Raw genomic sequence first — 13,079 nt, 5'->3', positions numbered from 1 at the left:
ACTACGGTGAGCACGGGTGTGCCTTCCCGACCGACGTTGGCGCGTCGGCCTTATCTCGAAACCTTGATCAGATGATTCGGGAAGGTACACCCCTTCCCGTCAGATCCACAGGTTTCGATCATTGCTCTAGGCAGGGTCGTCCTGGAGTGAGAGCCCACGCCGTTTCAGACCGTAGGCCGAGCAGAAGTTGACATCTTCTTCGAGATGAAGAGCGGTGAACGGCTCCGAGATCGTCACATCTGGCCTGACAACGTAGCCGGTTTTCAGCACCTCGTGGTATGGCCCTTGGCTGTCGATCGAGCCGAATCGAGATGCATCTCCTGGGTCTTGCCAACCACCGGAAACCTGCCATTCGTAGCGCAACTCCAGGGTTGCTGGTTCTGGGCAATGCCAGCGAAAGCGACCAACCTCGATGCCACCTGCGGCGTTGGCCCATGCACTCCAGCCGCGGCCATCCGGCAGAAATCCTAACCAACTGGTCTCCATGTACCCGAGGTCGTAAGTCCCACTGTCCCAGAGGCCCACCAGGTTCTCGTCGTACACGCCGGTCAGAGTGGCATCGATCGCAGCGGGAGCGCAAGGCGTGATCGTCGGGCCATCAGCGAGCCATTAAGGGCGGTCAGCAGCGGTAAATCGTGAGTAGCCTTTTCGATCTTGTACAGCTGCGAAGTACAGCTATATGCTCAGCTGAGGTGGCACAGCAACCAGCCAGTCCACGATCATGTGTGCGTGGCTATGCTCCGGTTATTGGCGATCGGCCTTCTCAGCGGCCTGGTAGTGGTGCCGTTCTGGTCGGGGCCACGTGGCGACGGTTTCGAGCACGCGCGGTTCGCAGTGCTCACGGCCCTGGGCATGGGCCAGTTCCTAACGGTTCCCGTCGCGTTGGTGCTCGGGTTCGTGCTGGCGGTCATGGGCTCGTGGACGCGTCCTCCTGGTCATGTCCTGGGTGCGATCACGACGGCGTTCGGAGTGATTGTCGCCACCCAGGCACGGCCCGCGATGGACTGGATCGACGGACGACCGTCCGGACTCGGCGATCCAGACGGCGAGTCCGTCATTGCGTTTCTGGCCTTCGCTTCTGGTGTGGTCACAATCCTCGTCGGCCTCTTCATCATCTTGATCCGATGGTCTGGCTACGAACCGCAAGCCACCCCAGGGCGTCAACGGGGTCCACGTAGATACGGCAGGAAGAGACGATACGGCAGGAAGAGCGGTCGGCGTGTGCCCCGCGCGGAAGGCCATTCCCCGTGATCGAGGAGATGGCCTTGTTGACCTTCGCCGGTGCTGGAGTCACGGAAATCTGAAGGTACGCGCCGCCGCGTTGCTCAGCGCGGCCCGGAGGGTCATGTAGGCGTCGTGAACCGTCCAGTCCGAAGGCAGCGCTCTGCAGCGATCAGCGCAGCGAGAGCGTGACCGCGACGGCGTCATCGAAGGTCTTGCCTCGTGGCCACCGGACTCCTTCGGGGGTCGCTATGCCCGACCGCGCGTACGCGGTTGATCGACGAATCGGGACTGAGCGTCACCCCGTTACTGCGAAGTGCACACCTTTTTCCTGGCCTTGTCCGGAGGCGGTTGATCAAGCAAGAATCAGTTCAGTCTTCAACTACTCAGTTGGAGCGCAACCGCACGGATAGGAGAGGCATGAAGCGCAAGATCTCTGTTCTCGCCGCCGCCGGTGTTCTGGGCGCCGCGCTCACCTTCACCACTCCCGCGTCCGCAGCCACCTCCACCATCGACTGCACCACCGGTGACTACACCCGGGCGGTGAACAGCTACGTCCCCACCAACGTCGAGAGGCCCGGCATTGACAATCTGCTCTACAACATCAACGGGCCCCAGGCGTACACGTACGAGATCTGCCTCGACATCCCGGACACCTCGACGTTCACGATCAACGTAAGGGACTTGAACGACGGGTTGAAAACCATGTTCACGGACGACCGGCCGGGGGACAAAATCTTCCGCTACGACATTCCCCCCAACAGCTTCTGGCAAGTCCACGGCACGCTGACCGGCCCCGACAGCACCTTCCTCTACTACACCTGGCACGAGAAGCGAACCCCGGCCTGACCCGGCTTCATTCAACGATGGCTGGCACTTCGTGCCATCGAAGTTTGATCGGTGCGAAGTGCAGGTGGTTCGGATGGCGGAAGAGCCGCTCGCGGATGCGTTCGGGCATCCGGACTGAGGAGTCGCGAAACCGGGTGGTTGTCCAGAGCCGGCTCCGCATACGTTCTGCAGCATGACTGACGAGTGCTTCGGGCATCCACGGCTCGCCGCGATCTACGACCACCTCGACCCTGATCGCAGCGATCTCGATGCATACGTCCGGATGGCGGAAGAGTTCAGGGCGCATCGAGCACTGGACATTGGCTGCGGGACAGGAGTGTTCGGCCTCCTACTGGCTGATCGCGGGATCGAGGTCATCGGCATCGATCCCGCCCAGGCGTCCATCGATGTCGCTCGCGCAAAACCGGGCAGTGAGCGAGCACGCTGGATCTGCGGTGATGCGAGAACTCTCCCGGCGCTGCGGGTTGACCTCGCGACGATGACGGCGAACGTCGCCCAGGCCATTGTTGATCCGCAGATATGGCAGAAGACGCTGCAGGGGGCCTACGAAGCACTGGTGCCTGGCGGGCGCCTGGTGTTCGAGACACGGGATCCGGCGAGGCGCGCTTGGGAGGAGTGGAACCGCGAGAGCTCTTACAGCGTGACGGAGATTCCAAACGTCGGCGCCGTCGAGAGCTGGGTCCAGCTCATCGACGTGAGTTGGCCGCTGGTGACATTCCGGTGGACCTACGTATTCGCTGCGGACGGCCAGATCCTGACGTCGGACTCGACGTTGCGCTTCCGTGAGCGGCAGGAGGTCGAGAGGGACCTGGCCACGCACGGCTACGTGGTCGAGGAGGTTCGCGAAGCGCCTGACGGACCCGGCCGAGAGTTCGTCTTCGTCGCGCGGCGTCCATCATTTCAGTGATCCACACCACTCGATCTTCGATGACACATGCTCAAGGTTGGACGGCACAGGACGCGTCTGATCACGGCGGAGCGGGCGCTGTCGTTTCTCGCCAACATTCCGCCCCATGTTGATCTTCAACCGCTGTCGAAACTCACCTCCAAGCGCTGTCCGTTCAGACCAACAAATCACCAGCACGACGGCCGGCCAGACCGAACGTCAGGCGCCTACTGATCTGATGTTCCGAGCCTGTATCGCGCGTAGGCATCGGCGGGAGGAGCGAACTCGATGCCGTTTTCATCGAGGGCGTTATAGATCGTCACTTGACCGTTCGGGAAGCTGAACCCCAAGGTCACGATCGTCCCCTCCACGAGATCCCTGTTTCTCCACATCAGCAACTCCGCTGCGGAACAAGGCTGCCCGACCAGTGCGGTGAGTTGATCCGGTACGTCGTCTCGCCACGCGAGGTGAAAGTCCGGCCGGTCCGGCGAGCGCGCTGGATCGATGGTGTTCCAGGTGATGGAGAGCTCGTCGAACTTTCTGTGTTTGATCTCGACCTGCTCGCCCTCGAAGTCCAGGAGGACCGGGCAGTCGGCGAACCACTCGTCCTCGTCGACATCCCACACCACCAGAGCTCGGGTCAGCCGCCTGCCGACGAGATGGCCCAATCGCGCCCCGTGAATGGCAGTGATCGCCGAGCGGCTGGTCAACCATTCCGGCCTGTAACCAGGAATTCCGAAGTTGAACATGCGGTGATTGTGCCGGACGCCGTCGCCGGGGCTTCTCGAGGCCGCTGGCCTCCGCCTACCCGGTTTGAGCATCAGTGAGACCTGCATCGCGGGCGAAGTCCCGAAATGCTTCCAGCAGCTCACCGAGGTTCAGAGGTCCGCATGCTCCTTCGAAGCGGATCCCGTTGCACCAGGCGTGTACCCAGTCGTCCTCGGTGCGTTCCACCACCGGCGGTCCAGCGAGACTCCGGCAAGAGGCGTGTCGACCAGGTCGATCTTCAGGCGCCACCCCGGATTGTCCAGGGTGTCGATGGTGATGCCGTAACCGTGCTCCCAGCCGTCATTGCTGCAGGAGGCGTACCAAGACTGCAGGAAGACGAGGGCATCTGTGATCACGTGGTGAGTCTGCCAGCCGTGCCCGTCGCGTGCCCCGCTTCCCGCCCCGTGTGACAGCTGTCATGTCGTACTCATGATTGCGATGTCTACGCCGCTCCACGGTCGCGTACGAAGATCGGACCATGACGAACGGAAAGAGCTCCCCCAACTGGAAGGTCGGCATGTGGCCGAGCATCGCGATCGGTATGGGGCTGGGCGTAGTGCTGCACAACTTCGTTCTCGGCATCGCGCTGTCCCTGTGTCTCGGCATCGCCCTCTCGTACGCGCTGGCGGAGAACCGCAAGACCGGGGAGGAGTGAGAGCGAGGACAGCGGGCCCGTCGGCTTGAACGCCCTACACCAGCGTCCCGGGTACGTCCGCTTCCGACAGGGCGGCGACGAAGGCCGGTCTGCCGTACATCGGCCGGATCTCAGCCCGGAGTGGGGTACTTTGATCGGCTATGACTGAAGCCGGCTTCCTCGAAACGACCCGCAGCGGCTACGACGCGAGGGCGGCCGAGTACAACGCGCTCTTCCACGACCCTCTCGCGGGCCAGCCGCTGGACCGAGCCCTCATCAACACGTTCGCCGACCTGGTGAAGGCGACGGACGCCGAGTCCATCGCCGATCTCGGGTGCGGGCCAGGGCACTACACGGCCTACCTCCACGCGCGCGGGCTCCACGCGTTCGGGATCGACCTGTCGCCGCAGATGATCGCACAGGCCCGCCAGGAGCATCCCGGCCTCCCGTTCGAGGTCGGCTCCATGTTGGCCCTGGAGCTCGCCGACGGCAGCGTCGGGGGCGTCTTCAGCCACTACTCGATCATCCACACTCCGCCCGAGCGGGTGCCCGAGGTGTTCGACGAGTTCGGCCGCGTGCTCGCACCCGGCGGGTATGTGCTGCTGTCCTTCTCGGGGACTGACGAGCCGTCACAGGAGGCTGAGCCGTACGATCACGCCGTTGCGCCGGCCTACAGATGGTCCACCGACATGGTTTCCGGCATGCTCCGCGAGCGGGGCATCGTCGAGACGGCCCGGCTGGTGTTTCCCGGCGACCAGGATGCGAGGCGCGGCTTCCCGAGGGTGTTCCTGCTGGCCGGCAAGACCGGCTGAAACTCGGCGAGCGCCATCATCTGATCATCCGGCGGAGTCGTCCGACGCCCTCGCTCGCCGGTCAGGCGGTCAGGCGGTCAGCGGCACCTTGTGGATCTCGTCGGCCGGGTGCCCCGCCCGCTGGTGGATGCGCTGGACGGCATCCGCGTCCGGCGCCTCCGACAGGCAGTAGACCACGCCCTCCTCAGGGTCGGCCCACGCGTGCTGGAAGGTCACCCCTTCCTCTCTCTGTATCGCGAGGTCGGCGGCGTGCGCCTGCTGGAGCTGCTCGTCGGTGATGCCCTTCATGCCGTGATGCACGTCCATGAACTTCGCCATGGCTTCCTCCTCGGAGGCGTGATCTGCGGATCTTCTCCAGCCTATGGCGGCCCCTGGCGGACCGGTCCTCAAAACTTCGCCAAGAAGGCGCGTGCCGGTGCCGTCTTCCCGTGATTCGCAGGGACACGGACGCACTGATGTTCCCGCCGCCGACCGGCGGTGTGAAGCGGCATGGCCGTGAGGAACCGCACGTTGAAGGTGCTCACCGTCCGGCCGGCTGTCACGGGATGTGACCTAAACGATCCTGATTCGGTACACCTTGTGCATGTTGCCGCTGCTCTGCGATGAGCCATCCCAGAGGTTCCATTTGGGAAGCAGCATGGCTCTGGCGGGCCCTCCCAAGTCATCGATGTATTCGATTGCCACATTGTTGTTGCCTGCGGAGATCAGGCCCACGCCGTAGATGGCCACGTTCATCGTGCCGCCGTTCGCGAAGCAGTGGCGGTCCGTACCGTTGAAGATCTGCAAGAATTCACGGCTGTAACTCACGTTGCAGTCCGCGTGGTTGATAGCGAATGCGGGCGTGGGGAAGGCCACCATGACCGCCAGTGCGGCGGCGCAACCGGCGAGGGCCTTACGGAGGTATGACTTCATAACCTTCTCTTTTCGGGGAGTGATCACACAGGAGAGGGATCATACAGGGCGTCCGCGAACGTCGCGCTCGCACCACTCGAAAACGGGATCACGTCGGCATTCCCCGGAGATTCATTTCGAAATGTTTCGCCGCCGGCGTGGCTCAGGGGATTGATGCCATTCGCCAGATTGGTGGCGCAAGACCGATAGACGGCCCCGAACGTACGAAGACGAGCGGCATACGCTCCTGGTGGCGACTACAGTGGCCGGCGTGCCATACGCCGGACGCCAAGGCCGCGTCATCTTCCTCAACGGGACATCGAGCGCCGGCAAGACCACTCTGGCCCGGGCCATCCAGGACGAGAGCGACATCCCCTTCGTCTACTGGGGAATCGACACCCTGTTCAGCCTCGTCCCCCCGGACTGGGGCGGCGGACGCGACGGCCCGCTCAGCAGGTCCGGCTTCTGGTACGACCGCACCACTCAGGACGAGGACGGCCATCCCCACGTGGTCATCCGCTACGGCCCGGTCGGCCGCCGGATGATCCGTTCGGCCTGCACCGCCGCGGCCTCCTTCGCCCGCGGCGGCGACGACGTCGTCATCGACGAGATGTTGCTGACCCCGGACCTGCTGCCGATGTGGATGGAAGCGCTGGCCGGTCTCGATGTCCTGCTCGTGGGCGTGATGTGTCCGCTGGCGGTCGCCGAGCAACGAGAAACGGGGCGCCGCAACCCACCCGGTCTGGCACGCGGGCATTTCCGGACGGTCCACGACCATGGCGTCGCCTATGACGTGACGGTGGACACCAGCACGGGGACACCCGCGGACCTGGCCAGGGCCGTCCTGCTGCGTCACGCGGACAGGCGGTGAACCCTGTGCGGTCCCGCACGTGGCCGACCGCGACCACCGTCCCGCACCTCAGTTCGCACCTTCTCGTACGGTACGCCGGGCCAGCAGGGCGACCCGGATGGCGCAGGCCGTACCGATCGCGGCGAGGACGATGCCGGCGGTGACCACGCGCAGGAGGCCGTCGGCGGAGGAGGGCGCCGCGAAGTAGACGCTTCCGAGCCCGGCGACGGCGGTCACCCCGGCGAGCAGCGGGCCGCTGGCGTTCAGCGCCGAGATCGCTGACGCGAACCGCGCCTCCATCAGGGAGGTGATCTGCGCGATCAGCGGACTGTATCCGGCGGCGTGGCCGGCCCCGGCGAGGAGCAGCAGCGGGATGGAGCCGAGCGGGCTCCACTCGTCACGGTAGAGGAGCACCACCAGGGCCGACCCTGCCGCGAACATGATCGGTCCGGCGATCGGCAGCGCGTTCTGCAGCCACTGCGGGTAGCGGCTCCAGCTCAGGCTGAGCGTGCCGAAGCCGAGGGCGTACGGGACGAACGCCAGTCCTGCCTCCAGCGGGGAGTAGCCGAGCGCGGTCTGGAGGTGCAGGGTCAGGGTGAGCAGGAAAACGGTGTAGCACCCCATGATGATCCAGCAGGCCGCCAGCCCTGACTTGGTTCCGCCCGGCCGCAGCGCCGCGAGGTCCAGCAGCGGGTGCGGCGCTCCGGCTTCGTGGCGGACGAACGCCACCAGCAGCGCGGCACCGCACGCCAGGGAGATCCACGCCCACGTGGGCCAGCCGTAGTCCTGGCCGAAGATGAGCGGGACGGTGAGCGCCGTCATGGCGACGGTCAGGAGGGCCACCCCGGCCACATCGAGGCGTACCGGCTGGTCGGTGCGGGAGTTCAGCAGGACGCGCGGGCCGGCCGTCAACAGGATCACGCCGATCGGGATGTTGATCAGGAAGATGGGCCGCCAGGAGAGGCCGAACAGGTCGGCGCCGGCGACCAGCCCTCCGATGACCTGCCCCAGCGCGACTCCCAGGGCGAGCACCATGCTGTAGACGCCGATCGCCCTGCGGCGTGCCGCGCCCTCCCAGTGCATGTGGATGAGCGAGAAGATCTGTGGCGTGAGCAGTGCCGCACCCATGGCCTGGGCGATGCGGGCGAGCACCAGCACGGTCGGGTCAGGGGCCAGCCCGCACAGCAGCGACGCCCCGGTGAACCAGCCGAGCCCCAGCAGGAACGCGCGCCTGTGCCCGATGACGTCGCCGATCCGCGCGCATGTGACCAGGAGCACGCCGGTGATCAGCAGGTAGCCCGACACGATCAGCTGGATCTCGGCGCCACTGGCGTGCAGGCCCTCGCGAATGGTCACCGCGCCCACGGACACGATCGACCCGTCCATGGACGCCATGGCCTGCCCGGTGAGCAGCACGGCCAGCATCCGGCCCCGGCCGGCAGCCGTCACCGACTGAGGAACAACAGTAACCATGTACGCAGCATCGGCCGTTCGCGCCGCCCGGTCTTGAAGAAATATGCGGACGAAACTGTCGGTGGTGTTGCTTAGGGTTGTCCGGTGCGTACGGCGAGAAGGCTGATCGAGAGCCCACACTTCGTGGTCAGCGCGGTGGAGTGTGCGGACGACCACGCCGGCTGGTCGGCTCCCGAGACGTCGTCCGCCGCCCAGATCGTGCTGGTGCGGCGGGGCCGGTTCCGCCTCGAGTCCCAGGGCCGGCAGCTGACGGTCGAGCCCACCACCGGCTATTTGCACCGTCCGGGGCAGGAGATCCGTTTCGCCCATCCGGCGGGCGGTGACGTGTGCACGTCGATCACGTTCACCGGCGATGTGCTGACGGCCGGGCTCGATGCGGTCCGTTCTCCCGCGGTCCGGGTCGACGCGCGGCTCGAACTCGCCCACCGCCTGCTGCTGCGTCCTGGCGCCGACCCGGGCTTCGCCGCCGTCGAGGCTCTGCTGGACCTCCTCCTGCCGGCCCTGCGCGAGCAGCCCCAGGACGTGTCCCCGCCCGGCCGGCGGGAGCTGGCGGACCGGGCCCGGGAGGCGATCGTCGCTGACGAGCCGGGCTGCGCCAGCCTGACAGCCCTGGCCCGGCGGTTGCGGACCTCCCCATCCCATTTGAGCCACACCTTCCGCCATCACGTGGGCATGCCGTTGAGCCGCTACCGCAACCGCGTGCGGGTGAGCCGCGCGCTGACGCGCCTGGACCAGGGCGAGACGGACCTCGCGGCGCTCGCGGCCGGCCTAGGCTTCAGCGACCAGGCCCACCTGACCAGGGTGATGCGCGACGAGCTGGGTCACACTCCCGGCCGGGTCCGTGCCCTTCTCTCCCCGGACGCCGGCCCGTGCCGGCCGTCCCCGTGACCTTTTCGATCTCGTCTTCGGAGGATCCATGTCCCGCCCCGAGCTTCCCCAGCCGGCGCCCGGCGAGGTGCTGCTGGTCTGCACGTGTTACGAGGACGGTAAGGCTCTGTTCGGCGGGTTGCTCCACGAGATCGGCGGGCGCCGGGACGGCGACGTGCTCGTTCTCGGGGACAGCGGGATGCGGCTCCGCCCTGTCGAGGATTCCGGATGGGATTACCTGCACGGAGGCAACGTCCCGGCGCTCATCCCGGACGGCGGCCCCGTGCCGCCGGTCGCCGTCCTGGTGGACATCCCGGTGGTGTACGGCGGAGACGGGCCCCTGCTGGTGGACCTGGCGGCGATCCCCGGTCGCGGGGTCCAGGTCGCGCCGGACCGGCTCGGCGAGATCCTGGCGGCCCTGCGATCCGGCACGCTCGCGTTCGACGACCTGGTACGCGACATGGACCGGTCGGGCGTCTACCTCGGTGATGGCGGCCGGCCCGCCTTCCCCGTGCCGGCGGCGCCGCCGCACCGGTCGTTCCCCGCGCTGCCCTCGACCGACCTCGCCCTGCTCGTCCGCACCTCCTTCGACGACGAGGAGGGCTGGCGCGCCCTGCTGGACGAGCTGGGCGGGGCCGACGAGGACGGCCATGTCGGCATGGACGAGGACGCGATCGACGACGACGCACCGTTGGCGGCGCTGGTCGTCGACGACCGGGCCTTCGAGGGTCTCCAGCCCGGCGAGGTCCCGGCGCTGGTGCCGCCCGAGGAGCACACCACGCTGGTCGCGCTCGCCGACGGCCGCTCCTTCGCCGAGCCCGGCCGGCCGCTGACCGTGGTCGACCTGTACGACACGCCCGGGCAATCCGCCGTTCTCCCATGCCGCATGGCCGGGTCGCTCGCGTGCAACCTGGAGATCGCCAACATGGACTTCCACGAGTTCGTCGCCGAGGAGGGCGTGCAGCCGTGGTGGGAACGCCCCTGACGCGACGCGGGCGCGTCCGGTCGGAGAGGCGGCTGGTCAGGGCGCTGAGATCATCCCAGGTTCGCTGACGGCTCTGGGAGCCGGCTCCCAGAGGGAATCCTCCGCCAGGCCGAAGACATCCGGTGCACGGCAGGCGAAGCTGTCGGCATGATCGCAGAAGCCTTGGGATCAACGCTGGTCGCGGCCCTGAGGTCATGGATCCGCGCGGGATGGGGAAGTCCTCGCCGCTGCACTGCCCGGGAGCCGGCCTCGACAAGCCCGAGTCCCTCGCCGCCTGCGCCAAGAGCGTGGGGCCGCGGAGCGTACTTCACCGCCGACCAGGCTTCGCACGATCTCGACGCGATTCGGAGGGCGCTCGGTCTGGGCAAGGTGAGTTTCTACGGCAACTCCTGCGGCACCCTGTACGCCCAGGCGTACGCCGCCCGCTATCCGGCCGGCCTGGACGCGATCTTCCTGGACAGCTCTGTGGTGGTGAACCGCGACGGGTACGCGAGCTGGAAGAACTACTGGTCCAGACTTCGCCAACTCGATCTCGTCTGCGCGCGGTCGAAGGCGTGCGACGCGCTGCCGGGCAGCGCCACCGACGCGTGGACGCGGTTGGTGGACCGGCTGCGGAAGCGGCCCGACCCCGAGGTGTCGGTGTTCCAGACCGTGGCACTCAGCAACGTGTGGGAGCCGGTGTTCGGCCGGGAGGCCACCGCGGCCGCGGACGCCTACCTGCACGGCGACCCGGCTCCGCTGCACCGCCTGGCCCGGCTGATTCCCGCGGCGCTTCCCCCGGCCAACGATGCGTACGTTGCCGGATATCTGGGCTTTCGCTGCGGCGACGGCACCTTCCCCTTCGACCGGCGCGCCTCGGCGGCCGAGCGGCAGGTCCAGGCCGAGCGCTACTACGAGCGGGCACGCCCGCTGGGGCCCTATCGGATCACCGACATCTTCCCTTCGGGAATCGGCAGCGTCGAGCCGTGCATCTACTGGCCGACTCCGCGCCACAGCCCGCCACGCCCACCTGGACTGGCGCTGCCCGCCGTGCCCGTCCTGGTGATGGCGGGGGAGATCGACCAGAACAGCCCCGCCGAAGTGGCCCGATCGTTGCGGGCCTTCCCGAACGCGACCGTCGTGCGGGTCCCCTTCGGGCCTCATGCGCTGACCTCCTTCGCGTCGCCGATGGGTGACTGCGTGCGCGGCATGCTGCGTACCTTCCTGACCACCAGGCAGGTGAGTGACTCGCAGTGCACCGGCGAGAACTATCGTGCCCTCGGCGCCTTCCCGAAGACCGTCGGGGACGTGCCGCCACAGACGGCTCGCAACCTCAGCGTCGCCCAGCGGCGGGTGCTCGCGGCCACCTTCGCCACCGCCGCGGACGCCACCGCCCGCCACAACCCCAACGGTCACGCCTACACCAGCGTGCGGGACGAGGCGGGGCTACGCGGCGGCCTGGTCACCTTCGGCCAGGACATCACACTCGACGAGGTGCGGTTCGTGCGCGACCTGCGGGTGAGCGGGCCGATCAAGCTCACTCCGGAGGGCCGCGCCACCGCCACGCTCCGCGCCGAGACCGGCGGACGCACCCACGAGGTGGCGCTGACCTGGGCGGCGTTCTCCACCCGCCCATCCCTTTCGGGCACCTTCGACGGCGTCCCCTTCGGCCAGTAGCCCCGCCACGTCTTCGCCGGCGGCGGCGGGATCAGCCCGCTGCCGACCTAGCCGATGAGGGCCTCGGTGATCTGACGGGCGGTCTGCGCGGCGATCCTCGGGTTGACGGCGGCGTAGGAGGTGTAGGCGTTCAGGCCGGTGGTGAGGGCCCAGCCGCGACCGCGGGTCCAGGTGGCGTCGTCCACGCCGAGCGCGGCGCGGAAGGCGGCCCGGCTGCCGGCCGACATCAGGGTGTAGGCGATGGTGAGGTCGCAGGCCGGATCGCCGATGCCGAGCCCGCCGAAGTCGATGACGGCGTTGAGGCGGCCGTCGACGGTCAGCAGGTTGCCGGTGTGGAAGTCGCCGTGGAACCAGACCGGCGGGCGATCCCATGCGGGGGCGTGCAGGGCTCTCTCCCACAGGCCGGTCATGGCGGTGGCGTCGAACACGTCGCCGACCTGGGCGATGGCGGCCCGCGTCGCCTGATCGCGGCTCTTCAACGACTGCCCGGTGAGGTCGTCGCGGACCTGCAGGGTCCGTACGTCATCGGCCGCGAACTGCTGGAGGGCGGCCAGGAACTCCGCCAGTCGCACGGCCGCCGCGGACGAGTGGGCCAGCGCCTCGACGGTCGCCACCTCGCCCTCCAGCCAGCGCGACACCGCCCACCGCCACGGGTAGCCGAAGTCGGGCTCGCCCACTCCCACCGGCACCGGGATGGCCAGGGGCAGGTGGGGAGCGAGCCGGGGCAGCCACTCGAGTTCTTTGGCGGCCTGCCCGATGGCGCCGGCGTGGCGGGGCAGCCGCACGGACAGCTGCTCGCCCAGCCGGTAGATCACGTGGTCGGAGCCGGCCGGGTCCAGCAGCTTCAGCGGCAGCCCGGCCCACTGCGGGAACTGCGTGTCGACGAGCCTCCTGGCCAGCGCGTCAGTGATCGTGGACCGGGAGCCGGCGGTGCCCGAGGTCGCCAAGAGCAACTCCTGAGATCGGCCCGCTCCGCGCGGCGGGCGGCCGCACCATCACAGTGCACCGCAGGCTTGCCTGTCGAACGGATTTCCGCGCCGGCGTGGCCACTGCTGTACCGCCTGTTCCGCGCTCCCGTGGCCGGGGTCGCCTACTGGGTGCTCCCGGCCGCCCGCGGCGCCGGAGCGCCGCCGTGCATGACGACGGCCGGCATGACATGCACCTGCACGCCCGTGTCCGAGGGACGT

General features: G+C 67.7%; 17 protein-coding genes. 9 read left to right on the top strand and 8 right to left on the bottom strand.

The genetic code is table 11. The annotated features are described in order from the left end of the window. Positions 1 to 126 precede the first annotated feature (126 nt). Positions 127 to 543: a hypothetical protein gene (locus ACTWPV_RS30910; protein ID WP_443154478.1), complete on the bottom strand. Its 417-nt coding sequence runs from the start codon at positions 541 to 543 to the stop codon at positions 127 to 129. Between the two features lie 186 nt (positions 544 to 729). Here ACTWPV_RS30910 and ACTWPV_RS30905 point away from each other — a divergent pair, with 186 nt between their 5' ends. The 3 genes from ACTWPV_RS30905 (at position 730) to ACTWPV_RS30895 (ending at position 2,977) form a co-directional block, all read left to right on the top strand. Further along, positions 730 to 1,251 carry a hypothetical protein gene (locus ACTWPV_RS30905; protein ID WP_443154477.1) on the top strand — a complete coding sequence of 174 codons (522 nt, stop codon included), beginning with the start codon at positions 730 to 732 and terminating at the stop codon, positions 1,249 to 1,251. Between the two features lie 390 nt (positions 1,252 to 1,641). Next, complete coding sequence (locus ACTWPV_RS30900) at positions 1,642 to 2,070, top strand: hypothetical protein (protein ID WP_443154476.1); 429 nt, start codon at positions 1,642 to 1,644, stop codon at positions 2,068 to 2,070. Between the two features lie 172 nt (positions 2,071 to 2,242). After that, positions 2,243 to 2,977 (top strand): class I SAM-dependent DNA methyltransferase, encoded by a 735-nt coding sequence (locus ACTWPV_RS30895; protein WP_443154475.1) that lies wholly within the window; start codon positions 2,243 to 2,245, stop codon positions 2,975 to 2,977. A gap of 206 nt (positions 2,978 to 3,183) precedes the next feature. Here ACTWPV_RS30895 and ACTWPV_RS30890 read toward each other — a convergent pair whose 3' ends face one another. The 3 genes from ACTWPV_RS30890 to ACTWPV_RS30880 are packed head-to-tail and all read right to left on the bottom strand — an operon-like array spanning position 3,184 to position 4,080. Further along, complete coding sequence (locus tag ACTWPV_RS30890; protein ID WP_347650942.1) at positions 3,184 to 3,705, bottom strand: hypothetical protein; 522 nt, start codon at positions 3,703 to 3,705, stop codon at positions 3,184 to 3,186. Positions 3,706 to 3,760: 55 nt separating this feature from the next. After that, a complete protein-coding gene (locus tag ACTWPV_RS30885; RefSeq protein ID WP_443154489.1) occupies positions 3,761 to 3,865 on the bottom strand; it encodes a hypothetical protein in 105 nt (34 codons plus the stop codon). Continuing rightward, on the bottom strand, positions 3,835 to 4,080 hold the full coding sequence (locus ACTWPV_RS30880; protein WP_443154474.1) for an Imm53 family immunity protein: 246 nt from the start codon (positions 4,078 to 4,080) through the stop codon (positions 3,835 to 3,837). Before ACTWPV_RS30880 ends, ACTWPV_RS30885 begins: the two co-directional genes overlap by 31 nt. A gap of 122 nt (positions 4,081 to 4,202) precedes the next feature. Here ACTWPV_RS30880 and ACTWPV_RS30875 point away from each other — a divergent pair, with 122 nt between their 5' ends. After that, positions 4,203 to 4,379, top strand: a complete 177-nt coding sequence (locus ACTWPV_RS30875; RefSeq protein WP_443154473.1) for a hypothetical protein — start codon at positions 4,203 to 4,205, stop codon at positions 4,377 to 4,379. A 140-nt stretch (positions 4,380 to 4,519) separates the two neighbouring features. Beyond that, the gene (locus ACTWPV_RS30870; protein ID WP_443154472.1) at positions 4,520 to 5,170 is read left to right on the top strand and encodes a class I SAM-dependent methyltransferase; all 651 of its coding nucleotides are present in this window, start codon (positions 4,520 to 4,522) and stop codon (positions 5,168 to 5,170) included. 69 nt (positions 5,171 to 5,239) lie between these two features. Here ACTWPV_RS30870 and ACTWPV_RS30865 read toward each other — a convergent pair whose 3' ends face one another. Beyond that, on the bottom strand, positions 5,240 to 5,488 hold the full coding sequence (locus tag ACTWPV_RS30865) for an SCO4226 family nickel-binding protein (protein WP_347650938.1): 249 nt from the start codon (positions 5,486 to 5,488) through the stop codon (positions 5,240 to 5,242). Positions 5,489 to 5,722: 234 nt separating this feature from the next. Beyond that, positions 5,723 to 6,082 carry a beta/gamma crystallin domain-containing protein gene (locus ACTWPV_RS30860; protein WP_443154471.1) on the bottom strand — a complete coding sequence of 120 codons (360 nt, stop codon included), beginning with the start codon at positions 6,080 to 6,082 and terminating at the stop codon, positions 5,723 to 5,725. A gap of 250 nt (positions 6,083 to 6,332) precedes the next feature. On the opposite strand from ACTWPV_RS30860, the gene ACTWPV_RS30855 reads away from it, so the two are divergent. After that, the gene (locus ACTWPV_RS30855; protein WP_443154470.1) at positions 6,333 to 6,932 is read left to right on the top strand and encodes a chloramphenicol phosphotransferase CPT family protein; all 600 of its coding nucleotides are present in this window, start codon (positions 6,333 to 6,335) and stop codon (positions 6,930 to 6,932) included. A gap of 48 nt (positions 6,933 to 6,980) precedes the next feature. On the opposite strand, the gene ACTWPV_RS30850 is transcribed toward ACTWPV_RS30855, so the two are convergent. After that, positions 6,981 to 8,384 (bottom strand): MFS transporter, encoded by a 1,404-nt coding sequence (locus ACTWPV_RS30850; RefSeq protein WP_443154469.1) that lies wholly within the window; start codon positions 8,382 to 8,384, stop codon positions 6,981 to 6,983. A gap of 84 nt (positions 8,385 to 8,468) precedes the next feature. On the opposite strand from ACTWPV_RS30850, the gene ACTWPV_RS30845 reads away from it, so the two are divergent. From ACTWPV_RS30845 to ACTWPV_RS30835, 3 genes are all read left to right on the top strand, one after another. Continuing rightward, a complete protein-coding gene (locus tag ACTWPV_RS30845; RefSeq protein ID WP_443154468.1) occupies positions 8,469 to 9,272 on the top strand; it encodes a helix-turn-helix domain-containing protein in 804 nt (267 codons plus the stop codon). 28 nt (positions 9,273 to 9,300) lie between these two features. Beyond that, positions 9,301 to 10,236, top strand: a complete 936-nt coding sequence (locus ACTWPV_RS30840; RefSeq protein ID WP_443154467.1) for a DUF6924 domain-containing protein — start codon at positions 9,301 to 9,303, stop codon at positions 10,234 to 10,236. Between the two features lie 147 nt (positions 10,237 to 10,383). Next, a complete protein-coding gene (locus tag ACTWPV_RS30835; protein ID WP_443154466.1) occupies positions 10,384 to 11,892 on the top strand; it encodes an alpha/beta fold hydrolase in 1,509 nt (502 codons plus the stop codon). 47 nt (positions 11,893 to 11,939) lie between these two features. On the opposite strand, the gene ACTWPV_RS30830 is transcribed toward ACTWPV_RS30835, so the two are convergent. Then, positions 11,940 to 12,839 (bottom strand): aminoglycoside phosphotransferase family protein, encoded by a 900-nt coding sequence (locus ACTWPV_RS30830; protein ID WP_443154465.1) that lies wholly within the window; start codon positions 12,837 to 12,839, stop codon positions 11,940 to 11,942. Positions 12,840 to 13,079 lie beyond the last annotated feature (240 nt).

Source organism: Nonomuraea sp. KM88, assembly GCF_052245635.1.
GTDB lineage: Bacteria > Actinomycetota > Actinomycetes > Streptosporangiales > Streptosporangiaceae > Nonomuraea.
Note: the sequence above shows the minus strand (reverse complement) of the source record. Positions and strands in the feature narration are given on the sequence as shown.